Origin of the sequence: Paenibacillus sp. 1001270B_150601_E10 (assembly GCF_015558675.1) — a bacterium.
Lineage (GTDB): Bacteria > Bacillota > Bacilli > Paenibacillales > Paenibacillaceae > Paenibacillus_B.
In genome coordinates this window covers 38,868-64,042 of record NZ_JADMOL010000008.1, presented here as the reverse complement: position 1 = coordinate 64,042, position 25,175 = coordinate 38,868, and the positions used below count along the sequence as shown (strand labels likewise).

Sequence of the window (25,175 nt, the reverse complement as noted above, 5' to 3'; positions counted from 1 at the left end):
CGATGGTTATCGACCCCCTCCAAAGTTGTGGAGGGGGTTATAATGTGTTTAGCAGAATAAGCGATTAGTTATCACGGTTTACTGAACACTTTGGATCAACGGGTTCTTGCGCATGCCGAGCAACGGAATGTTAACGCTAACATTCACGTCGTATTGCAGGGTGGTGAAGGTACTTTCCGACCAATCATGCTTAACCTTATCCCAAAGTGCGGGTTGCTGCCGATGCACAATGTCTCCAAAGTCAAAGATATCCGACTTCATTGCTTGGAGTCTGCTGATGGAGCGTTCCACTTCCGTTTGAATGGCCTGTTCCGTCAGCTTCTCCAATGTGAGAATGACTTTAGGATCCATCACATCGATATTCGCATTGACCTCACCGACATTGCTCTGAACCTTAATCTGGATCAGGATAATGGGCTTTCCATTGAGATGGATGCTTTTAATGGACGTCGTCCCCATATCACCCAAGAAACGATGAGCAAAGCAAGTATAAGCGCAGCTAAGAGTGTAATGCCTGGTGTACCGTAATTCTCAATCAAGGTGAAGGCAGCAAGAGGTCCTAATGCCGCACCCACATCTAGAATCGTTGTGTAAGTCGTCATGTAAACGACCGTGTAGCCTCCTTGAGCAGCTGAATCAGCAGCTAAAGCGTCGGAGAGTGTGTTAATCGCTGTATTAGCCAAAAGGACGACAATTAAGACAGCCATCCATGTCCCGAAGGAAAGCGGTAAGGACAGCATAAGCATCCCGGCAATCGCAATCGACAGCACAGTGAAGTATAGTGGAAGCCGACCGCGAGATCCATCGGACCATTTTCCAACAAGTGGAGATAGGAAGGGCGTCCATCCCCAACGAAGCGCCTGAACGATTCCTGCAATGGAGGCGGCTCCAAATGTAAGACCAAACAAGGAGAACGCAAGCTCCTGTGAAGGCAATTCGATATCAATCAATGTGCTCAGTGAGGCGTTAAGCAAGCCTTGAAAAAGGAATGCAATGATAAAGCCAGAGCATAATGTCAATAGGGCATGCGGGTGAAACAGTCCTGCCTTCATTCCTCGCAGCGACGACTTGGCACCTCTCGATTGAGCCTTTGCTTCGGTCGAGCTAGAGAATGTCCATGCAAGCGGGAAGCCTAAAGCCGTGATAACACTGAGTACAAGTGCGATATTGCGTACTCCTACGAGATCTGCAAACAAACCGCCTGCCAGCATGCCGACTAAGCTGCCGATCCCGATAATCCCATTGTAGCTTCCGAGCATACGGCCACGGTTGCTACTACTGACCTCAAGAACGGTAAGATACCCGCCGATGCGGAGCATGGACCACGCCGCTCCCCAGGCAGCACGCGCAAGCAGCAGGAGCCAGAAGTCGGTTCCAAAGGCAAAGGCAGCCGTCGTCAAGCAGGCTAATACGACGGATATGAGGATGCCGGTGCGCTTGGGCAGCCAGCTGTACAGCCAGCCGACAAGCGGATTCAGCGGCAGGCGAACAAGCCGATTCATAGACAAAAGAATGCCGACCTGCCATAAGCCATCTAGGCCAAATGAGGCCCAATAAACGGGCAATACAATATACAGCATGGAATCTCCGAGCAAGCAGATTGCGGTTACCCATGCAATGATGCGAACTGTTTTCTTATTCTGCTCGTTCATCGTGGCTCGGTTCCTTCAGAAGGAGGCTGATAGGTCCATCCATGTTCGCCATGATAAATCATTTGCTTGGACATTCCGCCATCGATCGTTATATTTTCTCCTGTCATAAAGCTGCTTGCTTCACTGCATAGGAAGAATACCATCTTTACAATATCCGATGGGTGACCGACCCGCTTCACCGGATGCTGCAGGTGATCTGCTGAGGAGAAGGAGGCAGGATCGTTCGTTGTGTCGATCCATCCCGGGCTAATTGCATTTACACGGGCTCGTCCTGCCAAGCTGATGCTAAGCGCATAAGTAAGTGCAAGCAAGCCGCCCTTGGCTGCGCTGTAGCTCTCGGTATTAGGTTGTGACATCGTTCCTCTTGTAGAAGCAATATTTACAATAGATGCTTGATCCGTAAAGGAGTCCTGGAGCAGCACTGTCAGCAGGTAAGGCGCTGTTATGCCTATTCTCAATACAGTGTTAAAATCATCGAAGCTGCAAGGAGTCATAATCCCCCCTCGAGAAATACATGCGTTATTTATGAGATAGTCGACTTTTCCCCATTGAACACGAATGGCTTGGGCGAATTGTTGAAGGGTGGATTCGATTGCAACATCTCCTTCCATAAAGAACAGCTGATTACGGTCAAAGCGTGAAGTGAGGTCTTGGGCCGCCTCACGATCCAGATCAATGGAAGCTACCCGCGCTCCGCTCTTTAGAAATTCCTCAACCAATGCGCGTCCAATACCATTCGCACCGCCAGTCACGACGGCTACTTTATCTTTAAAATCCATATGTACCTCCACGCCAATTGAAATGTAGTTATAGTCTACCCCTTGAGGCGAGCTGAAACCAATGGATTTTTATGATTCATATCTGTCTTATTGTCTGTTAAAGCATTGCATGTCTGAATATGAACAGGTTGACGGTACGATGCTGAGTTGTTATACTACAAATCGTAAATATTACGAATAAATAAGTAGATATCGTACATAACCTTTTCATAGAATATACCTGTTAGTGAGGTGGTTGCATGGAAATACTCCGCAGAGAAGAGAAGCGCAGCTCGAATGTGATCAGCTTCGTCCTGCCTGTTATGTTACTTTTTTCACTGCTGTTGTGGATCCTTATTCAGTCTAAAGGACTGAACGGAGAGATGTGGCAGTCGTTGTCTACGGTGTTTGTCAGTATTTTGCTGGAGGCTCTGCCATTTCTACTGCTTGGCATCATTCTATCCTCGATCATACATATCTGGGTATCTCCAGAATGGCTGGCACGTCTTACGAATCATTTTTCGCTGGGCACTTTAATCATTCTCGGTTCTCTTGGAGGAATTGTGCTTCCTATATGTGAATGTGGAATTATTCCGATCATCCGCAAGTTAGTACAGAAGGGGCTGCCCGTGCCCGTAGCGATAACTTTTATGCTGGCCGCTCCGGTGCTGAATCCTATTGTATATTCATCTACGATGATTGCCTTTCCATCACAACCTGACATGCCCCTGGCACGGATGGTCGTTGCACTTGTTGTGGTGCTTACGGTTGGGATGCTGATTGCTCTAATGAGTCCAAAGAGAAGAGCGGAAGGAGAGACTTCTGTCAGCCAGCTAGGACAGCATGCAGATCATGCCAAAGTGAACAAGGAGCCTCTGCGTGTACGATTGTCCCACGCACTGCATCATATGGGGCTGGAGTTCAGGGAGACGTCGTTTTTTCTTGTCTTTGGAGCGTTTATTACGGCACTGTTTCAAGTATCTGAGGCACGAGAGTGGCTGCTGCATTGGATCAGTCTTCATCCATGGGCTGATCATGCGATTTTTATTGGACTAGCCTATGTACTGTCGCTTTGCTCGACATCGGATGCCTTTGTTGCGTCATCGTTTGCGAATACGTTTCGCCCGGAAGCTCTGCTAAGCTTTCTCGTCTTCGGTCCCATGCTTGATATGAAGATGACGGTCATGATGATGACCATGTTCCGTCTGCGATTCATTCTGCTGCTGACCATTCTGCTATGCATCCTTATTCCGCTTGCTGCTACGATTCTATGGCCGCTGCTATCTTAAGAGAAATGGTTTGAAGGAGGTTATGCGATGCTCAAACGATGTGGAGAACGCATCCTTGATTATATACCTGGCTTGCTGTTGATTGCTTGGGGCATATTTATCTTTTGGCTTCATAAGGAAGACGCCTTGACGCTATATATATCTCGTCGGATCGAATGGATGGTGAAGCTCGCCGCGGTTGGCTGCTATTTCATAGGTGGTTTGCTTCTAATCCAAGCACTCGTGAGTAAAAAACACGTCCACACTGAGCAGGGCTGCAGTTGCTCCTGTGTACATGATCATGAAGAATCGCCGTCCCTCTGGCACCTCAATCAGACGTGCGGCCTTGTTGTCCTTTTGCTTCCCTTTATTATGTCTTGGATCTGGCCGCCTACTGCACTTGGCAGTCAGGCAGCATCGCTCAAGGGAGTTGACTTCACCCCCTCTACGGTATTTACGGAAAGGTATAAGGACAATACGATACCGCCAAGGAATGAAGCGTCTATTAAAAGTACGGACATTCCTATCGTTGAAGTAGATAGGGAGGATAATCAAGATGATTTTGTAAGAGTAGAGATGCCAGTTGAGGAGTCTGCGCCTGATGAATCCTCTGCCTCCAATCCTTCTTTTGAATCTAGCAATGTGATGTTTCCATCGGATGCATTTACTGAACCCTATGCTAGATATGCTGCTAAGCTGATTAAGGAAGGTGAGATTCATATTACAGACAAGCACTTTATTGAGACCATTATGACACTGGATCTATACCGAGAGCAGTTCTATGGAAAAAGAGTGACCATCGAAGGCTTTGTTCATTATATAGAAGGAATGAAACAGGGGCAGCTTGCCGTTACACGCTTTGCCATTCAATGCTGTGCGGCAGATTCCACACCGTATGGGGTGCTTGCCGTTATGGATCCAAGCCATCCGTTGAAGAAGGATGAATGGGTGAACGTATCAGGCATTCTACAGCCGGGCAAGTTCGGTGAGAACGAGGTTATGGAGCTCAAGATCGATCGATTAAAGAAGATTGAGCCTAAAAAGGATCCGTATGTGTATCAAGATCTGGAGTTTGGTCTTAACTAGCTATAGAATGTTTGTAGGAAAAGTAGAAGGAGAGAGTAGGATGAGAGTGAGCAGCACGTTGGAGGTCTTGCACATCGATTCAGGCGTAAGAGAACCGCTTCATCACTTCGACTATATCATCGAAGCTCCAAATTGGACAGGAGATGGTAAGCATCTTATATACAATAGCAATGGTAGGCTGCATGCTTTTGAGCTTGCAACTAGAACGAGCACACTGATACACACCGGATTTGCCAATCAGTGCAACAATGATCATGTGCTGTCGCCTGATCAGAAGCATATTGCGATTAGTCACCACGCTGTTGAAGATGGTCAATCACGCATATACACACTTCCTCTTGCAGGGGGGAAGCCGAAGTTGGTCACTTCGCTTGGTCCGAGCTATTTGCACGGCTGGTCGCCTGACGGAGAACGATTAGCCTATTGTGCAGAGCGCAATGGACAGTATGATATTTACACGATATCAGTAAAAGGTGGGGAAGAACTGCAGCTAACAAATATTCCGGGGCTGGACGATGGTCCGGAGTATTCACCTGATGGAGCGCACATATGGTTCAATTCTGCTCGTACTGGGCGCATGCAGGTGTGGAAAATGAAAACGGACGGCAGTGAGCAAATGCAGATGACGTTCGACGATACCAACAACTGGTTCCCTCATGTCTCTCCGAACGGGAAGCATGTCGTGTACCTAAGCTATCTCACCAAGGATGTGGCACCTGCTGATCATCCGGCGAACAAAGACGTTGAGCTGAGAATGATCCCTAGTAACGGGGGAGAAAGTCGAACTCTAGTGCGTTTGTTTGGCGGTCAAGGAACGATTAACGTGAATTCCTGGTCTCCTGACAGCAAGTCTGTTGCATATGTTCATTATACGGTAGAACAAGGAACAGAGTAAGTAATAGTAGAGGAAATAGAGGAAAGGACCAACACTTTGAGGTTGGTCCTTTATGGTTTTATATCATATATAGAAGAGTTGTCATCGTATTAAATGTTTAGGAGCTGCTTTTTCTTGGCTATGAAGTAATATTTGAAAATTTAAGTATTAATTCCAAATATAAGGATACTTCTTATGTTATCATGATTATAAAAAATCTCAATCGTTTGAAAGAAATTGATAGAATTGGCATGATTGAAATAACAAGATAAGTTCAATTTTTTCTTTGCCTGTGCTAATAAAAATACTGATACTATACTGTCTTCAAAGGAGGATTCAGAACGGTGACTTCTTCTCTTTCTTCTATTAATATCGTGAGCTGGTTTTTTACACTGATTAGTTGGGCAATCATCATTTTTCTGGGCATGATGCAATATCGCAAACAAAAGGAAAAGCCCGCTTGGTGGAAGATTGCGATTGTCGTTATTATAGGAATCTTTTCTTTTTCATGGAAAACTCAATTATTTGGAGTGTCTGTAAAAATAGCTATCCTGCCGCTCGGTGTATGGCTGATTGCCATGTCCACACAAAAGCATGCATGGGAGAAGTATCGACCATTTGCATGGGTTGGATTTTGGTGTAATTATGTTTTTCTCTTTTTGACGCTTGTTTCCGCTGGCATACATAGTTTGATTTATCCAGTCGACAAGCCAGAGACGTTTCTAGCAGATCTAGATCATGTCGTTCTTGTTTCCCTGCATCCTTCTGCTCCTAAGGCAGTGTTGGATAATGATTATCTTCAGAAAATGGTGGGACAGCTTCATTCAGCGGATAAGACGGTGGTGGATTGGTATAATCGTTCAGTGCTCGAAAGCAGCCCTCAATATAAAACGGAGCAATTTCCTTATGAGCTTACTTCCGTACATTCTCGTTGGGGAAGCGGGCTGCAAGCTGTAGTCTATATTGAGAAGGATGGAAAAGGGCTGCTGATCTCAACGGTGGATAACCAGTACTACTACCGCTCCGAAAAGGAGCTAATGAAGATAGGGGATGTTTCATGATGAGGAAAAAGAAGATTATTGTGGCATCAATCATCATCGTGCTCGCGATACTTGCTGCTTCTTATTATTGGATGCTTGCCAACAATCCTAAACCATTCCCTAAGACTGATGCTATTCTTCAAGAACTTCATTCTTATGAGGTTCGTGAACTGCTCGACATCAAACAGGTGGATCCGAAGCATGTCTATGTTCCATTTGTAAGCAAAGGAGGAGATTATGGATACAGCATGTGGGAATGGAAGCAGCTGAGATGGAGCATTCAGTATCTCGATACAAAAGGGGAGCCGCTCGTTTGGAAACTGCGTGAGACAGATCCCTCTTCCTACATGATGATATGGAATCTAAATCCTAAGGATAGAATGAGTGAGATCCGGTATTATCTGCAGCGTGAGCGTTACTATTCAGAAGGTGACGAAGGGAGTATGTATCAGCCAAGGATTCAGCTCGAGTGGAAGGTTGATTTGCGTGAACACAGCTATGGTGCTGAACCTTTGCCACAGCAATGGGTCCACATTTTGGAGAATGAAAACAATCTGGTCCCACGACAAAAAGCTTTTTCATTGTTCTCTAGCATCATGGGGCCTTCACCAATTGCTTACGGCTGGACGCCCTTAAATGAAAATGGAGAATGGATCTTTCCCGAGTATTCAGTGAACGGCAGTTCTACATCTTTTTCAGATATTTCTCTTCAAATGGTGAGGATATTGGATGAAAAGGATTTGGAGTAGGGAGCAAGTAATAATTGATTATAAACGAAGTAAGGACTATTTGAATTCGATAATTCATAATATATTGTTGAATATGCGAAGTTCATGAATACATCCTTATTTGAGAAGTTTGCGAAGTTTGCAGGTAAGACGCAATAGAAAACTTTCGAAAAAAATTATAGATTGGGGGATTTTTCAATGGAGCTTCAAGAAATCAATCAAAAATTAGCAGAAACCAGAGTCGAATTACTCAGTATTCTTGATGGGGTGAAAGAAGACCAATTAAACAAACAGAAAGACTTTGAAAGTTGGAGTATTAGTCAAGTTTGTCAGCACCTCATTAAAACAGAAGAGTTATATATTATAGCAATAAGGAAGGGATTAAAGAGCAAAGAAGATTCCTTTCTAGAAAATAAGCCAGTAGAATTTCTGCTTGATAGAAACAATAAGCTAGAGGCACCTGAAATTGCTAAACCAACGAATGAATTATTAGAATATCAAGTAATCCTTGAAAAACTAAACGATTCAAGACAGAAATTACATGAGCTTTTAAATACAGTAGAAGACCCTTCGGTGCTGAGTAGAAGACATTATTTGCATCCAGTCTTTAAAGAAATGTTGTTGATTGATTGGATTAAATCCCTATACTTACATGAACAACGGCATATTAAACAAATCAAGGAACTTATTGACGGGCTTGAGTAAAGGGTGATAGTTGAGTTAACATCTAGATTTCCCCTTTCAATTGAAGATTCAATATTACTAGTATAAAGACAGCTTGGAAATCTATTTTTCGCTTAATGGTTTATGGTATTTAGGACCAAAAAATTCATCCAGTTGGCTTCGAGAAAATATTGAGGTTGCATTTAACCTTTTTAACAACGTTTATCAAAAAATGCAAAAGAGAATAACATTGATGAATTACTTGAATACTTGAACAGAATGTAAAGGTTTCATCTTCACTATAGGGTATTTAATTGAAGATCCATCTGTCAATTAGGGAGCTCTTTTGTTTCATTAACGGGGCAGTTTAGTGCAAGAGAAGTGCTTAACTTATGTTCACAATGGCTTTTTTTTTGTATAAGAGAGCAAAATACAACTCCAAATTTATAGGATTATCGTTTCTAAGGAATATTCTATGTACTAATATATCTATGAAGTTTTGCAAGGAGGATATACTATGAGTCTAGTAGATTGATTAATCAGATTTTAAATAAGAGGAGAGTGGTAAATCAATTTTAAGAGGTGTTCAAAAGTGAATAATTTAATGATTAATGCTGATTTTGGGAAGTTATGGTTTCATAATATATCTAAAATCCTAAGTGAACGTTTTCGCGAACTAATCATACCTATTATCATATTGGGTCTGTCTGGATCACCATTAATGACTTCATTAGTGCTTTTATTTCAGAGAATTAGTTCCGTGTTTTTTTCTATTCCAATAGGTACTTGGATTGAGAAAAAGAACCTTGTTTTAATTTCTTCGATCTGTAATTTAATATATGCTATATTATTGTTTCTATTGGCATATTTAATAACAATCGACATAACGAGCCTTTTTGTTATTGGGCCAATATTATTTTTCATGGGTTTAGTGGAATTGATGTTAAATATTGCCCTTTCAGCTATGGTACCTAAAATTGTTGGGAGGCAACGTTTATTAAGTGCAAATAATTTATTAGAAGCCGCTGATGCGATTGTAACCTTAATTGGTCCAGCCTTAGGTGGAATTATACTTGCGAAATATGGCCCGAACATCACCTTAACTATTTGTGGTAGTTTATTACTTGTTTCAATGTTGTTTATTTCACTTATAAAATACCACAATGTACGTAAGGAAACGGATGATAAGCACATGAAGGGAAAACAGAAACTGAAGAGTTTCATTCGGGATTCCCAAGAAGGTGTAAAGTACCTCTATGCTAATGGAGCTCAAATTGTATCGACGATTTCAGCTTTGGTTCTCGGATTTTCAACCAGTTTTATTGTGCTTAGTGTTATCATTCATTCTAAATATACACTCCATTTTTCAGAAGAGTATATTGGAATACTATTATCTTGTGCTGGTATAGGTAATGTCGTTGGCGTACTTATAATGAACAAATTTAAAAATGCAAATTGGTTATACTTTCTAAGTACTTTAATGATTATATCTTCATTTGGTATTTTATTGTTGATATCAAATTCATTTATCACCATGTGTTTCGGAATGATAATCTTTGATGGGGCACTTTCTATGGCATTTGTTGTTCAGATAACTGTTCAACAGGGGATTACTCCAGACTATTTGATCGCCAGGGTTCGAAGTTCCATATACGTTTTTGGTGGAATTGCAGCAATGATAGCGACTATACTATCTGGTTTGATTTCTGAATGGAACTCTATGGCAGCATTGGCATTTGGATCATTGGTTTTATTAGTCAATGGCTTGTTTATTTTTAAATTTAAAAAGCAAGGAGTAGCAATGGATAAAATCAGTCCAATTTTTGCTACATCCAAAAGTTAAGACATCATAGATTTATAACGGGAAGTTACATTAAAGCAACGCTATAGAATTCGTAGAAATCAATCTCTTATAGGAGGGCCTGCATGTTACCTTATCCAGCTTCAACAAGCCGAACAGAAAAACTAGATTTCATTGATAGAATAGTAAAAATGCTGTTAAACAAATATCGTGATAATATCGAGGCAATCGGTATTTATGGTTCTATAGCCCAGGAAAAGGAAGGTCCTTATTCAGAATATAGAATTTCATGTCATAAGTAAGGATGGTGTGAGTGTTCCTAGTTCTGAACTGATTTATCACCCCTTTAAATTAGAAATTTCTACTATGCAGAAATCAGAATGGCTTAAGAAAGCAAGCTTGGTTGATGATTCTTGGGCCATTAAAGTGGGGAGTATCCTACACATTACTTCCTTGTTTGATCCACATCATATATTTGATCAGGGAAAAGAAATGGCACTCTCAGTATCTGATGAAGCTATTAAAAAAGTAGTAGAAGAATTCATGGTCTGGGAACCCTACGAAACGATGGGCAAAAAAGTTATAAACGGAGAGCTATCTGATAATGAAGAACTGTATAGGCTTTGTGAAAATTTATGGACAGGTCTAAATGAGTTGCTTGAAGATTTGGGCATCGATTATCGAAGTAACAATGTATTAAAATTATAATGATGGAAGAGACAAATTCATATTCGTCCAACATAGATGTAATTGGTATTCGATGAAGACATGGATATCCTATCACTCTTTTAACCACTCGGGTTTGTAGATACAAGAACGTTATACGTAACTTCTGTGAAAACTAACAAATAAGTGACTAATACATAAAAAAGAACTATACATTTGAGAGGTATAAAATGAATAAACCATTAAGTAGAGATGAATTGATTATTCTTGTAAGAAAAATCATGAATTGTGAAGGATCAGAGCATGAAATAGATGAGATGATCAATTTGCTTGAAAGAAATGTACCAGATCCACATGTCTCAGATTTAATATTTTGGAGTGATATAGAATATAGCCCAGAAGAGATAGTTGATAAAGCAATGAGCTACAAACCTATTATTATCTAATATTAAGTTTTCAATAATTGAGATCAGCTACACATAATGCATCTTAAATACAGTAACGTCAGTTTAAATCAGTGATGAACTTGATAGGAGAGATGATTATGTTGGAACAGGATCAATTTATTAAAACTTTCTTGAAGATATCCCTTCATCGTATTTACCATTTGTATTTTGCAAAGTTTAAGATCGCATTGGAGAGTATTAGTAAAGAACAGCTCTGGATGACAGATATAAATAACCCCAATTCAATCGGTGGAATCATGAAGATTGTTGAGAGAAGGAATGACTCCATTTAACTCCAAATTTCACGAATGATCCGCATGAGGAAACAGAAGCTCTTTGGAAAAACGCCCCTAACCTATTCATGTTGTTACTGGAAAACGGTTCAAGTAAATTGAACCGTATTTTCTTTTTCTTTTTCGTAGTAGTTAGTAAGTTAGCTTCCAATCCTTAAAAATAAAGAGGGAATGAAATGAGTCTATCGAACGTCCAAATGAATCCGTCTCAGAGAGATAAGGATAGCTTCTTCCAAGGAGTAAAAGATTGCGTCCCCACGTTACTGGGTTATTTAAGCATCGGATTAGCTGCAGGTGTGATCCAAAAGACTGCGGGACTTAGCATAGCTGAGATCGCGCTGATGTCTTTAATTCTCTATGCGGGCTCTGCTCAGTTTATTGCTGCGGGTATGATAGCAACAAGTAGTTCGATAACTGCCATTGTTGTTACGATATTCTTTGTGAATCTCCGTCATATTTTACTTAGTGCAGCACTAGCCCCTTATTTCCGGCATCTTACTCCACTTCGAAACATGCTGGTAGGGTCTCTACTTACCGATGAGACATTTGGTGTCGCGATTAGCGAGGCTTCGAAGAAAAACCGAATTAGTGAAAAATGGATGCATGGCCTCAACATAACAGCTTATGTAAATTGGCTTGCAGCTAATCTAGCAGGAGCATTTTTGGCACAATGGATTTCAAATCCGGAGAAATTTGGACTGGAATTTGCCCTGCCAGCTATGTTTATTGGAATTCTTATACTCTCCATGTTGGCGCGAAATAACATCAAACTTGATATCGTTGTCGCTATTATTGCAGTGGTCATCGCGGTGGGAAGTTCTTTCGTGTTGTCCAGCAGTATGGGGGTTATTATTGCAACTATTATTGCTTCAACCATAGGAATGGTGGTAGAAAAATGGAAGTAAGATGGGACATTTTTTTGATTATTTTAGGCTCGGCTTTTGTTACGTTTATTCCAAGAGTCATTCCTCTGATGGTGCTTAGTCGTTTTGAATTACCAGAATGGGCAATGCGATGGTTAAATTATGTCCCCATTTCTGTTATAGCCGCTTTGATAGGTCAAGAGATATTTATACATGACGGAGAGATAGCCTCTCTTACAAACAACATCGAATTTTTTGCAGCCATACCAACTTTTTTGATAGCGATAAAAACACGTAGTTTACTAGGAACCGTACTGGGAGGTATGATTACCATTATCATTTTGCGTTTTTTGTTTTGATACTAGATACTCAAGTGTTATAAAGGATACATGGCAATGAGTATGGAATTTATAGGTGCGATGTAAAGAGGGTCTAGCGACAAGCTGCTAGACCCTTCTCAAAATAACTGAACCCAATTGGAAACTCCTAGAAGGGCCTGCCGATATTGGTTTGCTCACAATTAATCCCATTTGAAAAAGCGAAGAGACATACTCATGCATATCACTGTTAGTGCAATCATCACAACAACGGGTATGATGACACTATCCATTGGCATGCCAAGTGAAGCGGACTTCAACATCTTAATGCCCTGTGTCAGCGGTAATATATCTGCCACTCTTTGAAGCGCCGCAGGCATAACTTCATAAGGTAAGGTGGCACCAGAGAAAATAAGCATTGGGAAATATAGCAAGCTGGCTAAAGCACTTGCTGTTTTCATATTTGGCGCCAGTCCACCCACCAGCAGTCCAATGCTAAACATAGACAGCATGACCAGTAAGTACGCGCCTAAAAATGGAAGCCATGAGCCACGAAATTGATACCCAAAAAAAATGGCCGCAGTCATATAAACAAGGATGAGGGAAGCAATGGAATATATCGCATAAATTACAACTTGTACGGCTAGGATAAGAGCTGGACTGGTCGGCGTTACCTTAAAACGTTTTAGTATCCTCCTGCTTCGGTAATCGGATACCACTAAAGGAAGTCCCATCACTCCTCCAGCGCATATTGCAATCGTGGCCACCGCTCCAAAGGATTGTTCCAGAAAGGTATAAGCAGAGCCAGGGAAAGCTGGTTTATTTCCGAAAACTGCACCTAAAATGATCACAACGACGACAGGCATACAGATCGCAAAGATGAACATGTCCATCCCACGAAGCGACAGCTTACTCTCTGTTTTAAGCAGCGTTCTAAATGCTCTCATTATTTTCCTCCTCATCTGTATACCAAAGATAGGCATCCTCAAATTTTTCATATGGACTGGCAGCAATCGCTTCCTCTACAGTCCCGTAAAAAATGCTTCTACCTTTTTTCAGAATCATGATTCTGTCACAAAGGGCCTCCACCTCGTCCATGAAGTGAGAGGTCAATAGAATGGTTAACCCTTTAGCTTTTAAATCAGCAAGGCTTTTCCATACATCCCGTCTTGCTCTCGCATCAAGCCCGGTAGTCAACTCGTCTAAAAACACGACCTCGGGATTTGGAATTAACGCAAGAACAATGAACAGTCGTTGCTTCTGTCCTCCGGAAAGCTCGCTTACATGACTTTTCAGCTTGTTGGAAAGCCCAAATTGATGTAACAAGGTCGTGTAATCCTTAGAGCTTTGGTAAAGAGATGCAGTGACCTCACAAAGTTCCGACACTTTTATTTTCTCTTGGTACCAATTTCTTAAGGCGTCCATTGAGATATGCAGAAGGTTAGCCGTCTCTTTTCTGGTTAAAATAGCGTTGCTCAGCTGTTGGTTTTCACCTGACAATAGCTTTTCAGTAATCGCGATAGCTTCTTCAGCGTTTCTTTGCTCTCTTTTTAATTGTTGGTGATAATGGTTCGTTAGATGAATAGCTTTGTCAAAATTTTTGGCAGCCGAGGTCTTTATAATACCAATAGCTTGTTTTCGCAGACCATTTTGCAATACCTCAACTTGTAGAGCTGTTCTCGCAAATGTAAGCTGCTCCACATGGAAATCTGTAAAAATGCGATACCCATTCGCTTTCCGTTCTGCTTTTGGAATAAGTCCAAGTTCCTCATAAAGCCGCACAGTATTGGGATGGATTCCAATGCTATGCACTATTTCTGCTGTTCTGTACGTATTCATGAATCTAATCACCTCATCTCCAGACTTTATCATCACTTAAAAGTCTATTTCCAATCTCTCTTTCGTTGAAGAGAGCGATAAACTCACATCATGCACCCTAAGAAGAGAATTCATGTCCTCTATCAAGCCTCCATACAAAACCTTATCATTTCTTTAAATAATTCTTAAAGTCCTGTTTCGCTATGCATATTTCATTTATGATATGAACGATTAACGAAGCAGGCGTTTTCTTCTAAAAGCAGCGCCATGGAATGGAGGGATGCTCAAAGCCATTCAACAATTGTATATCGATAACATGATGATGTGGAGGAATGGTATGAGGAAAACAGTGTATGCAAACTCAATGTTGCTCATGCTGAGTATGCTGGTGGTCCTATCCTCGTTGTTAACTGCAGCTCAGCCAGCTAGGGCGCTAAGCAAACCTATTGGATTGGAAAGACAGAATGTTGAGCAGCAAGCAGCTGATCTGGAACGAATTGCGTTGAACAATGAGGACCGTGAGGCTGTGAGCGACGATGTCTATGATCAAGCTGAGAATGGAGTCCCTAATGGAGAAGAGCAAGCAGCCAAGCTTCTCGCTAAGGCAACCTTCAATGGATTGAATCTTGCCTTGAACAAGCCTGCTTTTTCCTCCGGCAATGAAGTGGACTATTTGTCGCCTGCTCTGGCGGTTGATGGCAAGGGCAATACAAGATGGTCCTCCAAGAAAAACGACAATCAATGGTTCTATGTTGATTTGGGCAAGAAAAAAGCATTCGACCGTGTTGTCCTTCGCTGGCAGACTCCAGCTGACAAATTCAAGATTCTTGTATCCAATGATGCAAAATCTTGGACAAACGTTAAGCCTAACGATGGCATCATTCAATCCAAAGGTGGAGTGGAAACAATCGATTTCCCTGCTCGAGAAGCTCGTTACGTGAAGTTCCAAGGCGTTGCCCGTGCACCGGTTGAAGGTACACTGTATGGCTACTCCTTTTACGAATTTGAAGTCTATCAACAAAGCGACTTGCAATCTGTCATCGACAAGGTAACCGCTTCGTTAACGGTACAACCTGGGCAAACCAAGTTGGATTGGTCAGCCGCCAACATACCGAATGGCTATCGTGTCTCCGTATTTGGAAGTGACAGGCTCCCCGTGATTGACCTCGAAGGCCATATCCGAACACCGTTAGTGGATGCCAAAGTGAACCTCATCCTACTCGTTGAGGATCTCAACAACCCGGACCGCAAGCTGTTGTCCAACAACATTTCTATTAACGTTTCTGGCCTTCATAAGCAAACACCAGGACGCAATGCCGAGCCAGAAGTTATTCCTTCTTTGCGGGAGTGGTATGGTGATACAGGCCATTACAAGCTGACCCAATCATCACGCATTGTCATCGCACCAAACGATGAAGCAGTGCTTCGCAAGGCAGGGGAGCTCACGCGAGAGGATCTGCTGGATCTAACGGGCTATTCGCTTGAGGTCGTCGCTGGGAAGCCTCATGCCGGCGATATCTACCTAGCCATTGATCCGTCCTTAGCTTGGCTGGGTGATGAGGGCAATGTATTTAAGGTGGATCAATACGTATCCATCACCTCGTCCTCAGCAACCGGCGCATTCTTTGGCACAAGAACAGCGCTTCAGATCATCAAGCAGCATGATGACCATACGATCCCGCGTGGGGAGGCTAGGGATTACCCTAAGTATGAGCAGCGAGGACTGATGATTGACGTTGCACGCAAATACTTTACAATTGATTTCCTTCAGGATTATGTCAAGCTGCTGTCCTGGTACAAAATGAATATGTTCCAGATTCACTTGAATGATGGTGTCGGAACGCCATTCGCAGATGGAACCCATGCAGCCTATCGCCTTGAGAGCACTACGTATCCGGGACTTGCCAGCAGCAACGGCCACTATACAAAGAAGGAATTCAAGGAGCTGCAGTTGATGGGCATGGATTACGGGGTAAACATCATTCCTGAGATCGATACACCCGGACATTCCCGCTCATTCACAACCTATAACCCTGCGCTCGGCACCGATCATCACTTGGACATTTCGAAGCCGGAAACGATTGATTTCGTGAAAAACCTCTTCAATGAATATTTGGATGGCGATGATCTGACCTTTGTAGGACCCGATGTGCATATCGGCACGGATGAGTATTGGGGCACGGATACAGAACGGTTCCGCTGGTATATGGATACGCTTGTGAAGCATATCAACAGCAAGGGCAAGCATCCGCATATGTGGGGAGGATTAACTCAATATAACGGCACCACCCCGATCAGCAATCAAGCGACCATGGATATCTGGCGTGAGCCTTATGGAGCCCCGCAGCAAGCGGTTGATCTTGGCTTTGATGTCATCAATTCGCAAAATGTATACATGTATATCGTACCAACCGTTTATAGGAATTATCTAAATGCACAATTCCTCTATGACGAATGGGAGCCGGTCAAATGGGAGACGACTACGCTGCCGCTCGGCCATCCGCGTGTAAAAGGCGGGATGTTTTCCATGTGGAATGATGCTTCTGATGTTAATGGACTGTCCATGGACGATGCGCATATCAGACTTCTTCCTGGCATACAAGTCGTTGCTGAGAAGATGTGGACGGGTACAAGAAAGGACAAGTCCTTCGCTCGATTCGAACAAAGAACGAAGCTTATTGGGGAAGCGCCCAATGCCGACCGTTCACACAGCATTCAGGTAGATCATCCGGATCATCTAGTGATGCAATACATGTTTGAGCAAGACTTCAAGGATGAATCCGGCAACGGCTTTGACGGCAATGCTGTCAATGTGGATATTGCCGAGGGCAAGTATGGGCAGGGAGCTCGCTTTAACGGCGGTCAAAGCTACATCGAGACACCAATAGAAGCGATTGGATTCGGCTGGACAGCCTCTATGTGGATCAAGCCAGACCGCAATAATCCGAATAATGCTGTATTGATGGAATCTCCAGTCGGCACGCTGAAGCTGAAGCAGGGAAGCTCAGGCAAGCTTGGATTTACAAAGGAGCATTATAACAGCACCTTCAATTATGTTGTTCCTGAGGGGAAATGGACACATATTTTATTGAAGGGTGACGATAAGGGCGTATCGCTATTCGTTAATCTTGATGAATATGTGGAGCGCTTGGAGACGCAATTTCCTAAGATGCACACATTCGTTCTGCCTACGCTTCGAATTGGCAGTGAGACTCATTCATTTAAAGGCGAGCTCGATAACGTCTTCATTTACAACAAAGCTATCGAGCTGCTTAATACCGAAAATCTAGCACTCCAGAAGGCTACCGAGTCTTCTCAAACGGAGTTCCCTAATTTATCATCAGACAAAGCTGTAGATGGCAATGAATCCACCCGCTGGTTAAGCAAATATGTAGATGCTGCCTGGTATACCGTGGACTTGGGAGAGGTCAAGGACATCAATAAAGTTGTCATTAAATGGCAAACTGCATATGCTGAGCAGTACCAGATTCTTGTATCGACAGACAAGAAAAAGTGGACAAACATATCGGGCAAAGGGAAGGTCATCCACTCCAAAGGCAAGCTGGACATTCTTGAGTTCGATGTCAAGCAAGCCCGATATGTGAAATTCCAAGGCGTTAAGCGGGCGACTGTATTCGGCAACTCATTCTTCGAATTTGAGGTCTATTCACCGGGGCAAGTTCCGGAGTACAAGCAGCTCATCTCTTTGATTGAAAGCTACCTTCCTAAGGTAAATGAGAATTTCAAGCCGTATAAGCTGCTGCTTCAGGTATTGAACCGTTATCCTTATGATGCCAAACAATCTTTAGATCCAATGAAGACATTAATAAAAGAGATCCAAGGAAAATAGGACGCTCATGAAGGACTTGACGCATCAGCCCTCGTATATACTGATACGAGGGCTCTTCATATGCTTACGTTTTTTATTCTTGCTGTCTTTATCATTAAGTAACTAGGCTTATTCGTCCACCACCGACAAATCCAATGTAACGAATTGGGATTATAGTACCTTTCTCATCTTTGAGAACAATATGGTTAAGTATAATAAGAAGAATGACACTAACATGAAAAAAACGTATCCCTCCATGAAGCCAGACATTCTATCGGTTTGGCACACACCAACGAAATAAATTTAACGTTAAGATCACAATCACTCATGACGTCAGCAGGAGACGCATCTTACAATTGGAATAACACAACACCTTCTGACTACGATAAAGGCGAATTGAAGTATAAGTGGGAAAATTAGAACATAGGAGTATAATTTAATGTTACTAAAAAAGAAAAGCACTATTATTTCAATCGCTATAGCTTTCATCCTAGCAGCTGCGGCATGTTATTATTTTGCTATTTACAATTCGGTTCGTGTAATCAATACATCCTCTATGTATCAAGGCTTTTCATCTGCACAATCCCTATACGCCAATGCAGAAATGGTTGTCATTGGGAGCCCAGTAAAAGACTTTGAAGATCGAGAGATACACACGACAAAGCTGTCTACTGGTCTTATCGGGGAAATTGTTACGTTTACAGAGATTAAGATAGAAAAAGTGTTGAAAGGGCCAGAAGAGGATGCTGTTGATCTTACCGTCATTGAACCTGTTGGAGTGTATCAAACATTTAAGGGCAGAGAAAAGATTACAAGTGATGGATATTCCGAAATGAAAAAAGGCAGTACCTATTTAATATTTTTAGGAAAAAACACATTTGGGCAATACAGCGTAATTAATATGCAGGACGGTAAATTCAATTTCGATGGAACTGATCCGGAAGATTTGACAGGAAGTTCAATTAAAAAGGGCCTCTTCACGGAAATTAAAGAGAGATATTCGAGAGACATCACGAATTTCAATAATGCTAAATAAATGTACGCAAAAAGACCATACAAAAAAATTACTGGATTGTCATTAACGTAACTGCATATATAACTTGTCAAAAGATGAAATTTGAGGGACAATGTCTTATTTAGATGAGGTAAACTAATCCATCAAAATACCATTCAATTAATGTAGAGGAGGATATTTAATGAAAAATAAAGAAATGGAATCCCTGATTGTAATTTACTTAAATGCGTACAATGCTTTTGATATTGATGGGATGACCAGCGTTTTACATGAAGACGTTGTTTTTCGAAACATTTCCAACGGTGTAATGGATACTGAAGCAAAGGGAATTGATCCATTTCGAGAATTAGCGAGCAATCGGCGAAGATCTTTTCCCAAAGACTTCAAACCATGAAGCAAATTACATTCCATGACGACAGGGCTGAAATTGAGATTGACTATGAAGGAACGCTCGCAACTGATTTCCCTAACGGAATGAAAGCCGGGGAAATTATTACGCTTGAAGGAAAATCGTTTTTCCAAATGAAAGATAAAAAGCTAATATTGATAGAGGATTATAGTTGATGAATAATTTTGTGAATTTTAGTAGACGGGTGCTAAAGGTGATGTTGTATTGATGAATATTGACAAGTTAATTTCGCGAGTGTTATCTGTTGTCGAAACGATTGGCTTATCTGAAATTACACCTCAAGTTCTTGGTAATGGAGGCAACCTGATTATTCATTTGGCCCCTTATCCAATCGTAGCCCGATTAGCCAATATCGTGTCAAAAGATGAAGCGGGACAAGCTTACAAGAGGCTTCATCGAGAATTGCATGTAGCTCGGCACCTTCATTTCAAGAATGTTCCTGTATTATTACCTACTGAACTTACTGATGCAGGGCCATACATCGTTGATGGAACATGGATGACGCTTTGGACCTATGTACCTCCGGTACAATTACAGCGGCCAACGCCAGGAGAAGCTGTTAAGCTTGTAGATGATCTTTCCAAAGCAATGAAGGACTTTGTCGGCGAACTCCCAGCGCTGGGAGTATGGGAACGGACTGCTCAATCGGCTGAGAGATTGATGAGGAGTTCTGATAAGCGTATACATTCATTATTAACGTTGTTTCATAAAGTAGATAAACAGATGCGCTTAGAAACCCGTTTCCTAATACCTTGTCATGGAGATGCTCATGCTCGAAACTTAGTGCCAAGTTCTGCAGGCTGGTTATGGACGGACTTTGAGGATGTATCATTGATGCCCCTATACTGGGATCAGGCATCGTATGTTGGAAATCTCCTCTTGTTTAATGGATTGGATGAGCCAACCTTTAGATACATGTTGAGCAACACTGACATCATCGTTGATCGAAAAGCATTTGGCTTCGCCTTAACCGCCCGTATATTGATGTCTACACTCGGTAATTTAGATTATGCTGTTAAAGGTTATGGTGATATGAAGTTTGCTGATCAACAGCTCGAGCTTGCGGAACATGTCATCAGTGAAATAGGTCAAGTTGTTGGAAACAACAGAGATATGAATAGCAGATGAGGGACAATAGTTAGGACATTTGCCCGTCAGGCACCTTTTATAATCTATGGAGTGGTGAAATAAAATGATAAATCGAATTCATATTCTAGGGGCATCCGGTTCGGGAACGAGCACTTTAGCTACAGCAATGTCTGAGAAATACGGATATCAGCATTTTGATAGAGATGTCTTTATTCCTTATTTTGATTTGGTGATCTATCTATGGATACCGAAAGATATACGAATGAGAAGGCTCGAAGAGCGAGAAGCGGATAGGTATGGTGAAGATATTGCGATTGGTGGCAGAAGGTATGAATCTTATCTTAAATTTATGAATTGGGAATCGAGGTATGATACAACAGGAATAGAGGGGATTAGATGAAAGTTATAACGCTATGTGGCTCTACAAAGTTCAAGAAGCAATTCGAACAAGCCAATAGGTATTTAACGCTTCAAGGGAATATCGTAATAAGTTTAGCCTTCTTTGAGCAGAGTGAGGGCATTGAGATTACGGAGGAACAGGCAGAATTGCTGGGCAACTTACATTTTCGTAAAATCGATATGTCGGATGAAATATTCGTTATTGATGTAAGCGGTTATATTGGCAGTAGCACAGAAAAAGAGATTGAATATGCAATTAATAACGGGAAGATCGTTAACTACTATTCTAAAAGCGAGTTAGCATATCCATTTAGGTGATGTTGATAAATGATGAATTCGAGAATATACGAAACAATGGTGAAGCGCCAAAGTGTGATGAGGAGCTGTTGTTTCTCACAATATGCTTGGAAGACGATATCCCTTATTGGGGGTCACGAGTTCGTTTTGAAGACTCAAAAGGAACATCGTATATTTCACGATGTTCCTTTATTTCATTGTACTTAACCACAACTTACGCTGATAAAAGAGAGTTAAATGTATAAGCTTTCCCATTCCTCTTTTGTCATTGAATACCGTACGCTGTCGGTCAGATTTCTGCTGTACTTGCGTAAGGTCCCTTCATATGTAAAACCACATTTTTCAATAACTCGTTTGGATTTGATATTGTCTGGATAATGGCAAACGGCTACAACTAATAAATCCATTTCAGAAAAAGCGTGTTTTAACACACATGTAACGGCTTCTGTAGCGATCCCTATATTTTGATAGCTTGATGATATCACATATTCGATTTCTTTATAGCGGTCATGCCTGTTTATATCGCTAAGAAATATGGAACCAACTACTTTTCCATGTTCTTTTAGCACGATAGCCCAGGACTCCTGGCATTTCATCAATAGACGGATCTTTTCAAGACTTTCCTCTTTATTCCCACAAATTTTTGCTCCAGCATGTTCAACATCAGGATTGTTATATAATTGAAAATGCTCGTCAGCATCGCTTTCCTGCCATTCACGAAGTATTAATCGGTCAGCTTCAAGTGTTTTCATCGTATGTTTTTTCTCCTAATATATAGTAAGTTGCGATTTCACTTATCTATTCTTATCTATTATTTGTTTTAAGTAGTAGTAAAATGTATACCAACAACTTTTAAAAGTAGGCGATATTCTTGAGTTCATCCAACGAATTATATATGGAAAGCATAAAGCAAGAGATCGAATTATTGCAAGGGTGCAAAATGACTCAACTACATAAAGGATACTCTTCAGATAAGAAATATCTTGTTCAATCCGGTGATGATGAAAGATTCTTGCTTCGTGCATTTAATTTAAAGGAGTATGATCAAAAGCAAAGAGAGTTTAGCATCTTGCATCAAATGGAACGCTATGGTGTGAAATGTTCAAGACCGATAGACATTGGGAGACTTTCAACAGCTGGTTACATGTTAATATCGTATATTGAAGGAAATGATGCTGCAGATGAACTTCCAAGATACGCTGAAAGTGATCAATTCAAGATTGGATTTGACGCTGGTATAGAGCTAAGAAAAATGCATCAATATACTGCTCCTAAGCATGTCTCTTCTTGGTATGAGAGAAAAGTAATCAAACATCGAAGATACATGGATCAGTACATGAACTGTGGAGTGAGAGTAAGAAATGACGATAAAATCATGGCGTTTATTGAACAAAATATTACCTATATGAAGCAAAGACCAAATGTGTTTCAGCATGATGATTTTCATGTAGGCAATATGATCGTGATGAACAAGCAGCTTTCAGGAATTATAGATTTTAATCGCTATGACTGGGGTGATCCCATTCATGAGTTTCTCAAAGTAGGCATCTTCAGCAGAGAAATTAGCATTCCCTTCTCCATCGGTCAGATTAGAGGCTATTTTCAGCATAAGAAACAGCAGCCAGGAGAATTATTTTGGAGACTCTATTCACTTTATCTCGCTATGTGCGTATTCTCATCAGTAGTTTGGACATTAAAGGCAGCTCCTGAGACGATGGATCATATGCTGGATAACATCTATACATCTTTAGAAGACCATGATTATTTTAATCAGATTAAGCCTAAATGGTATTTAGAAGGATAAACATTGAGGCATTTGTACTTGATGAGACATATAATCATCATATGCTTAAGCTATTTAGTACTGATCTAGAGGTCTAAGACTTACGAGATAAAAAGCAGGGAAGTGAAGATATGATCGTTCGTGAAACTGAACTGGCATTTATCATGGTGGAACAACATGAACATGCTCAATTGTCTGGGGATGTAGCAAGACAGTTTAAGAACTTTTTCGTAGATGATCCTTTCTTTAACGACTTGGTATTTGCTGTTTATCATCATGATTTAGGCTGGAAGAGACTTGATGATACCCCGATATGGAATGATCACCAAGCTGCGCCATTTTCATTTATGGATTATCCGCTATTACCTAAGCTAACCCATTATCAGTATGGATTGGATCAAACTGAACAAATGAATAAGTATGCCGCCTTACTATGCAGCTTACATTATTCGTCATTCGGCCTCTTCAAGGGCAGTTCCGTAGAAGAAAGCAACATGTTTATTCATCAAGAAGATAAAAGGCAGCAACGAATAAAAGCGGAATTAAACCTTAACAATCATGAAGACATTAATAAGCCGTTTAGATTGCTGCAATTATGCGATGCGATTTCTTTATATGTATGTTTATATTCTCCTGGAGTGGATAAGGAACAAGAAAATCCTTGGTACAAAAACGGTTTCAAAGATTCGGAACCCTTTAACGATGTGGATGATCGTCGACTTGTGGCTGAGTGGATAAGCAGCAATGAAATTAAAATAACACCTAACCCATTTGATCACAGCTTTCATACGCTCTTAAAGCAAAAAAGGGTGTCCAAAGCATTAATAAATGAAGTAGGTATTGGCGACGCATACAAACAATCAGAATGGTTCAACCAAGAAGTAGTTTTTGTGGGTCGTTCAGATTAGGAATAATGCATAGTGGCATTTACTCTTTCTAACAGAGTAAATAGTTCCGTTATAACTGAACTTTATTACCCAACTATTGATCATACGCTGTATATTTTATTTAAGCCCTTTGGGCGGCAAAATGCTTCTTTGTGACTTGTTTTTTTGTGATTTCAATAGATGCTAATATCCGTTTGTCTTAAAAAGATGTGGCCGTTTACGATCGAGTGGATACTAAGCTTCAGGAGTATTTGAAATATCTGTAGTGAAATAGAGTATGGAGAGGGAATATCGATGCAAACACAACTGATTATGATAGAGGGATTACCCGGGTCTGGAAAGTCTACTGTTGCACAATTTGTAGCTGAAATACTTGCTGACAAGGGTGTAGAGGCAAAATTATATCAAGAAGGGCATTTAGATCATCCAGCTGATTATGAAGGTGTTTCTTTTTATAGAGAAGATGAATTTATGGAATTGCTATCAAAGCATGAACAAATCAAAGAATGGTTAGAAAGTAGAGTAGTCAGACACGGAAACAACAACTTAATCCCCTATCGAAAACTAAAGAATGAATGGGGTCATGATTTTCCAGAGGAGCTCCTGCAAGAGATATTGACAAGGGATATCTATGAGCTGCCGTTCGACGAACACGTCAGTCTGATGACAGAAAAGTGGAGAAGCTTTAAAGAAAGCAATCTTCATCGTCATTCCGTGTATGTATTTGACTGTTGTTTCATACAAAACCCACTGACGATCGGTACAGTAAAATATAACATACCAAAAGAAAAAGTGATCAACTATGTATTGCAGTTAGAGGAAATAGTAAGGGCCATGAACCCCCTATTAATCTATATTGATCAACAGGATATCAGATCTACTTTTGAAAAAGCCGTACATGAAAGACCTAAGGAATGGTCAGACGGATTTATAGATTATTATACAAATCAAGGATTGGGAAAAGCGAACGGATATTATGGTGTAGATGGGACTATTCACGTTCTTCAAGAAAGAAAAAACATTGAACTTGAGATTTTTGATCTATTAAACATTAGCAAACGAAAGATCGATAATTCACATTATGATATTGAAAAATGTAAAGTAGAGCTAAGAGAGATGCTTGATGTTCTTTAGTAAATATATATTGAAAGCAATTTCGAAATGAGGAGAGTCCATCGGATGTTTGATGAAGAC

Annotated in this window: 28 protein-coding genes; 22 read left to right on the top strand and 6 right to left on the bottom strand. The window is 41.1% G+C overall.

Annotated features, from left to right (window positions below):
- Nucleotides 1-78 precede the first annotated feature (78 nt).
- From I2H74_RS17800 to I2H74_RS17790, 3 genes are read right to left on the bottom strand one after another with little or no spacing between them, the layout of a single operon-like run.
- Entirely contained in the window at nucleotides 79-459 is a 381-nt protein-coding gene (locus I2H74_RS17800; protein ID WP_195575587.1) for a Ger(x)C family spore germination C-terminal domain-containing protein, read from the bottom strand.
- Nucleotides 405-1,652, bottom strand: coding sequence for an MFS transporter (locus I2H74_RS17795; protein WP_195575586.1), 1,248 nt, complete (start codon nucleotides 1,650-1,652; stop codon nucleotides 405-407). Before I2H74_RS17795 ends, I2H74_RS17800 begins: the two co-directional genes overlap by 55 nt.
- Nucleotides 1,649-2,431 carry an SDR family oxidoreductase gene (locus tag I2H74_RS17790; RefSeq protein WP_195575585.1) on the bottom strand — a complete coding sequence of 261 codons (783 nt, stop codon included), beginning with the start codon at nucleotides 2,429-2,431 and terminating at the stop codon, nucleotides 1,649-1,651. The genes I2H74_RS17795 and I2H74_RS17790 overlap by 4 nt, the downstream gene beginning before the upstream one ends.
- Before the next feature lie 239 nt (nucleotides 2,432-2,670).
- Here I2H74_RS17790 and I2H74_RS17785 point away from each other — a divergent pair, with 239 nt between their 5' ends.
- From I2H74_RS17785 to I2H74_RS17735, 12 genes are all read left to right on the top strand, one after another.
- Nucleotides 2,671-3,699 (top strand): permease, encoded by a 1,029-nt coding sequence (locus I2H74_RS17785; protein WP_195575584.1) that lies wholly within the window; start codon nucleotides 2,671-2,673, stop codon nucleotides 3,697-3,699.
- Between the two features lie 27 nt (nucleotides 3,700-3,726).
- Nucleotides 3,727-4,764: a TIGR03943 family putative permease subunit gene (locus I2H74_RS17780; protein WP_195575583.1), complete on the top strand. Its 1,038-nt coding sequence runs from the start codon at nucleotides 3,727-3,729 to the stop codon at nucleotides 4,762-4,764.
- A 40-nt stretch (nucleotides 4,765-4,804) separates the two neighbouring features.
- Nucleotides 4,805-5,659 (top strand): TolB family protein, encoded by an 855-nt coding sequence (locus I2H74_RS17775; protein WP_229106808.1) that lies wholly within the window; start codon nucleotides 4,805-4,807, stop codon nucleotides 5,657-5,659.
- A 323-nt stretch (nucleotides 5,660-5,982) separates the two neighbouring features.
- Complete coding sequence (locus tag I2H74_RS17770) at nucleotides 5,983-6,699, top strand: hypothetical protein (RefSeq protein ID WP_195575581.1); 717 nt, start codon at nucleotides 5,983-5,985, stop codon at nucleotides 6,697-6,699.
- Nucleotides 6,696-7,427 carry a hypothetical protein gene (locus tag I2H74_RS17765; protein ID WP_195575580.1) on the top strand — a complete coding sequence of 244 codons (732 nt, stop codon included), beginning with the start codon at nucleotides 6,696-6,698 and terminating at the stop codon, nucleotides 7,425-7,427. Before I2H74_RS17770 ends, I2H74_RS17765 begins: the two co-directional genes overlap by 4 nt.
- Before the next feature lie 177 nt (nucleotides 7,428-7,604).
- The gene (locus tag I2H74_RS17760) at nucleotides 7,605-8,111 is read left to right on the top strand and encodes a DinB family protein (protein WP_195575579.1); all 507 of its coding nucleotides are present in this window, start codon (nucleotides 7,605-7,607) and stop codon (nucleotides 8,109-8,111) included.
- Nucleotides 8,112-8,661: 550 nt separating this feature from the next.
- A complete protein-coding gene (locus I2H74_RS17755; protein ID WP_195575578.1) occupies nucleotides 8,662-9,912 on the top strand; it encodes an MFS transporter in 1,251 nt (416 codons plus the stop codon).
- Nucleotides 9,913-9,995: 83 nt separating this feature from the next.
- The gene (locus I2H74_RS24770) at nucleotides 9,996-10,172 is read left to right on the top strand and encodes a hypothetical protein (protein WP_229106807.1); all 177 of its coding nucleotides are present in this window, start codon (nucleotides 9,996-9,998) and stop codon (nucleotides 10,170-10,172) included.
- 7 nt (nucleotides 10,173-10,179) lie between these two features.
- Nucleotides 10,180-10,578, top strand: coding sequence for a hypothetical protein (locus I2H74_RS17750; protein ID WP_229106806.1), 399 nt, complete (start codon nucleotides 10,180-10,182; stop codon nucleotides 10,576-10,578).
- 188 nt (nucleotides 10,579-10,766) lie between these two features.
- On the top strand, nucleotides 10,767-10,982 hold the full coding sequence (locus I2H74_RS17745) for a bacteriocin immunity protein (protein WP_195575577.1): 216 nt from the start codon (nucleotides 10,767-10,769) through the stop codon (nucleotides 10,980-10,982).
- A 469-nt stretch (nucleotides 10,983-11,451) separates the two neighbouring features.
- Nucleotides 11,452-12,180, top strand: a complete 729-nt coding sequence (locus I2H74_RS17740) for an AzlC family ABC transporter permease (protein ID WP_195575576.1) — start codon at nucleotides 11,452-11,454, stop codon at nucleotides 12,178-12,180.
- On the top strand, nucleotides 12,171-12,497 hold the full coding sequence (locus I2H74_RS17735) for an AzlD domain-containing protein (protein ID WP_195575575.1): 327 nt from the start codon (nucleotides 12,171-12,173) through the stop codon (nucleotides 12,495-12,497). Before I2H74_RS17740 ends, I2H74_RS17735 begins: the two co-directional genes overlap by 10 nt.
- A 161-nt stretch (nucleotides 12,498-12,658) precedes the next feature.
- On the opposite strand, the gene I2H74_RS17730 is transcribed toward I2H74_RS17735, so the two are convergent.
- Together I2H74_RS17730 and I2H74_RS17725 are read right to left on the bottom strand one after the other, a co-directional pair.
- Nucleotides 12,659-13,402, bottom strand: a complete 744-nt coding sequence (locus I2H74_RS17730) for an ABC transporter permease (RefSeq protein WP_195575574.1) — start codon at nucleotides 13,400-13,402, stop codon at nucleotides 12,659-12,661.
- Entirely contained in the window at nucleotides 13,389-14,294 is a 906-nt protein-coding gene (locus I2H74_RS17725) for a MerR family DNA-binding transcriptional regulator (RefSeq protein WP_195575573.1), read from the bottom strand. The genes I2H74_RS17730 and I2H74_RS17725 overlap by 14 nt, the downstream gene beginning before the upstream one ends.
- Nucleotides 14,295-14,610: 316 nt before the next feature.
- Here I2H74_RS17725 and I2H74_RS17720 point away from each other — a divergent pair, with 316 nt between their 5' ends.
- From I2H74_RS17720 to I2H74_RS17695, 7 genes are all read left to right on the top strand, one after another.
- Nucleotides 14,611-18,123 (top strand): discoidin domain-containing protein, encoded by a 3,513-nt coding sequence (locus I2H74_RS17720; protein ID WP_195575572.1) that lies wholly within the window; start codon nucleotides 14,611-14,613, stop codon nucleotides 18,121-18,123.
- 418 nt (nucleotides 18,124-18,541) lie between these two features.
- Nucleotides 18,542-19,138, top strand: coding sequence for a hypothetical protein (locus tag I2H74_RS17715; RefSeq protein WP_195575571.1), 597 nt, complete (start codon nucleotides 18,542-18,544; stop codon nucleotides 19,136-19,138).
- A 160-nt stretch (nucleotides 19,139-19,298) separates the two neighbouring features.
- Nucleotides 19,299-19,511, top strand: coding sequence for a hypothetical protein (locus I2H74_RS25185; protein WP_324254097.1), 213 nt, complete (start codon nucleotides 19,299-19,301; stop codon nucleotides 19,509-19,511).
- Nucleotides 19,508-19,681 (top strand): hypothetical protein, encoded by a 174-nt coding sequence (locus I2H74_RS25180; protein ID WP_324254096.1) that lies wholly within the window; start codon nucleotides 19,508-19,510, stop codon nucleotides 19,679-19,681. Before I2H74_RS25185 ends, I2H74_RS25180 begins: the two co-directional genes overlap by 4 nt.
- Nucleotides 19,682-19,733: 52 nt before the next feature.
- Nucleotides 19,734-20,654: a phosphotransferase gene (locus I2H74_RS17705; protein WP_195575570.1), complete on the top strand. Its 921-nt coding sequence runs from the start codon at nucleotides 19,734-19,736 to the stop codon at nucleotides 20,652-20,654.
- A gap of 64 nt (nucleotides 20,655-20,718) precedes the next feature.
- On the top strand, nucleotides 20,719-21,015 hold the full coding sequence (locus I2H74_RS17700) for a hypothetical protein (RefSeq protein WP_229106805.1): 297 nt from the start codon (nucleotides 20,719-20,721) through the stop codon (nucleotides 21,013-21,015).
- On the top strand, nucleotides 21,012-21,332 hold the full coding sequence (locus I2H74_RS17695; protein WP_195575568.1) for a hypothetical protein: 321 nt from the start codon (nucleotides 21,012-21,014) through the stop codon (nucleotides 21,330-21,332). The genes I2H74_RS17700 and I2H74_RS17695 overlap by 4 nt, the downstream gene beginning before the upstream one ends.
- Nucleotides 21,333-21,544: 212 nt before the next feature.
- Here the strand turns inward: I2H74_RS17695 and I2H74_RS17690 are convergent, their stop codons facing one another.
- Nucleotides 21,545-22,063 carry a GNAT family N-acetyltransferase gene (locus tag I2H74_RS17690; protein WP_195575567.1) on the bottom strand — a complete coding sequence of 173 codons (519 nt, stop codon included), beginning with the start codon at nucleotides 22,061-22,063 and terminating at the stop codon, nucleotides 21,545-21,547.
- A gap of 119 nt (nucleotides 22,064-22,182) precedes the next feature.
- Here I2H74_RS17690 and I2H74_RS17685 point away from each other — a divergent pair, with 119 nt between their 5' ends.
- The 3 genes from I2H74_RS17685 to I2H74_RS17675 all read left to right on the top strand — a co-directional run bounded on the left by I2H74_RS17685 (nucleotide 22,183) and on the right by I2H74_RS17675 (nucleotide 25,115).
- Nucleotides 22,183-23,115: an aminoglycoside phosphotransferase family protein gene (locus tag I2H74_RS17685; protein ID WP_229106804.1), complete on the top strand. Its 933-nt coding sequence runs from the start codon at nucleotides 22,183-22,185 to the stop codon at nucleotides 23,113-23,115.
- 110 nt (nucleotides 23,116-23,225) lie between these two features.
- On the top strand, nucleotides 23,226-24,002 hold the full coding sequence (locus I2H74_RS17680) for a DUF3891 family protein (RefSeq protein ID WP_195575565.1): 777 nt from the start codon (nucleotides 23,226-23,228) through the stop codon (nucleotides 24,000-24,002).
- A gap of 273 nt (nucleotides 24,003-24,275) precedes the next feature.
- The gene (locus I2H74_RS17675) at nucleotides 24,276-25,115 is read left to right on the top strand and encodes a hypothetical protein (RefSeq protein WP_195575564.1); all 840 of its coding nucleotides are present in this window, start codon (nucleotides 24,276-24,278) and stop codon (nucleotides 25,113-25,115) included.
- Nucleotides 25,116-25,175: the final 60 nt, after the last annotated feature.

Bases quoted from the DNA above. Each gene is read 5' to 3' on its own strand.
- I2H74_RS17780 (WP_195575583.1), top strand. From the start codon at position 3,727: ATGCTCAAACGATGTGGAGAACGCATCCTTGATTATATACCTGGCTTG.
- I2H74_RS17725 (WP_195575573.1), bottom strand. From the start codon at position 14,294: ATGAATACGTACAGAACAGCAGAAATAGTGCATAGCATTGGAATCCAT.
- I2H74_RS17790 (WP_195575585.1), bottom strand. From the start codon at position 2,431: ATGGATTTTAAAGATAAAGTAGCCGTCGTGACTGGCGGTGCGAATGGT.
- I2H74_RS17675 (WP_195575564.1), top strand. From the start codon at position 24,276: ATGCAAACACAACTGATTATGATAGAGGGATTACCCGGGTCTGGAAAG.
- I2H74_RS17730 (WP_195575574.1), bottom strand. From the start codon at position 13,402: ATGAGAGCATTTAGAACGCTGCTTAAAACAGAGAGTAAGCTGTCGCTT.
- I2H74_RS17735 (WP_195575575.1), top strand. From the start codon at position 12,171: ATGGAAGTAAGATGGGACATTTTTTTGATTATTTTAGGCTCGGCTTTT.
- I2H74_RS17795 (WP_195575586.1), bottom strand. From the start codon at position 1,652: ATGAACGAGCAGAATAAGAAAACAGTTCGCATCATTGCATGGGTAACC.
- I2H74_RS17785 (WP_195575584.1), top strand. From the start codon at position 2,671: ATGGAAATACTCCGCAGAGAAGAGAAGCGCAGCTCGAATGTGATCAGC.
- I2H74_RS17715 (WP_195575571.1), top strand. From the start codon at position 18,542: ATGTTACTAAAAAAGAAAAGCACTATTATTTCAATCGCTATAGCTTTC.
- I2H74_RS25185 (WP_324254097.1), top strand. From the start codon at position 19,299: ATGAAAAATAAAGAAATGGAATCCCTGATTGTAATTTACTTAAATGCG.
- I2H74_RS25180 (WP_324254096.1), top strand. From the start codon at position 19,508: ATGAAGCAAATTACATTCCATGACGACAGGGCTGAAATTGAGATTGAC.
- I2H74_RS17720 (WP_195575572.1), top strand. From the start codon at position 14,611: ATGAGGAAAACAGTGTATGCAAACTCAATGTTGCTCATGCTGAGTATG.
- I2H74_RS17765 (WP_195575580.1), top strand. From the start codon at position 6,696: ATGATGAGGAAAAAGAAGATTATTGTGGCATCAATCATCATCGTGCTC.
- I2H74_RS17760 (WP_195575579.1), top strand. From the start codon at position 7,605: ATGGAGCTTCAAGAAATCAATCAAAAATTAGCAGAAACCAGAGTCGAA.
- I2H74_RS17680 (WP_195575565.1), top strand. From the start codon at position 23,226: ATGATCGTTCGTGAAACTGAACTGGCATTTATCATGGTGGAACAACAT.
- I2H74_RS17745 (WP_195575577.1), top strand. From the start codon at position 10,767: ATGAATAAACCATTAAGTAGAGATGAATTGATTATTCTTGTAAGAAAA.
- I2H74_RS17705 (WP_195575570.1), top strand. From the start codon at position 19,734: ATGAATATTGACAAGTTAATTTCGCGAGTGTTATCTGTTGTCGAAACG.
- I2H74_RS17690 (WP_195575567.1), bottom strand. From the start codon at position 22,063: ATGAAAACACTTGAAGCTGACCGATTAATACTTCGTGAATGGCAGGAA.
- I2H74_RS24770 (WP_229106807.1), top strand. From the start codon at position 9,996: ATGTTACCTTATCCAGCTTCAACAAGCCGAACAGAAAAACTAGATTTC.
- I2H74_RS17695 (WP_195575568.1), top strand. From the start codon at position 21,012: ATGAAAGTTATAACGCTATGTGGCTCTACAAAGTTCAAGAAGCAATTC.
- I2H74_RS17740 (WP_195575576.1), top strand. From the start codon at position 11,452: ATGAGTCTATCGAACGTCCAAATGAATCCGTCTCAGAGAGATAAGGAT.
- I2H74_RS17700 (WP_229106805.1), top strand. From the start codon at position 20,719: ATGATAAATCGAATTCATATTCTAGGGGCATCCGGTTCGGGAACGAGC.
- I2H74_RS17775 (WP_229106808.1), top strand. From the start codon at position 4,805: ATGAGAGTGAGCAGCACGTTGGAGGTCTTGCACATCGATTCAGGCGTA.
- I2H74_RS17800 (WP_195575587.1), bottom strand. From the start codon at position 459: ATGGGGACGACGTCCATTAAAAGCATCCATCTCAATGGAAAGCCCATT.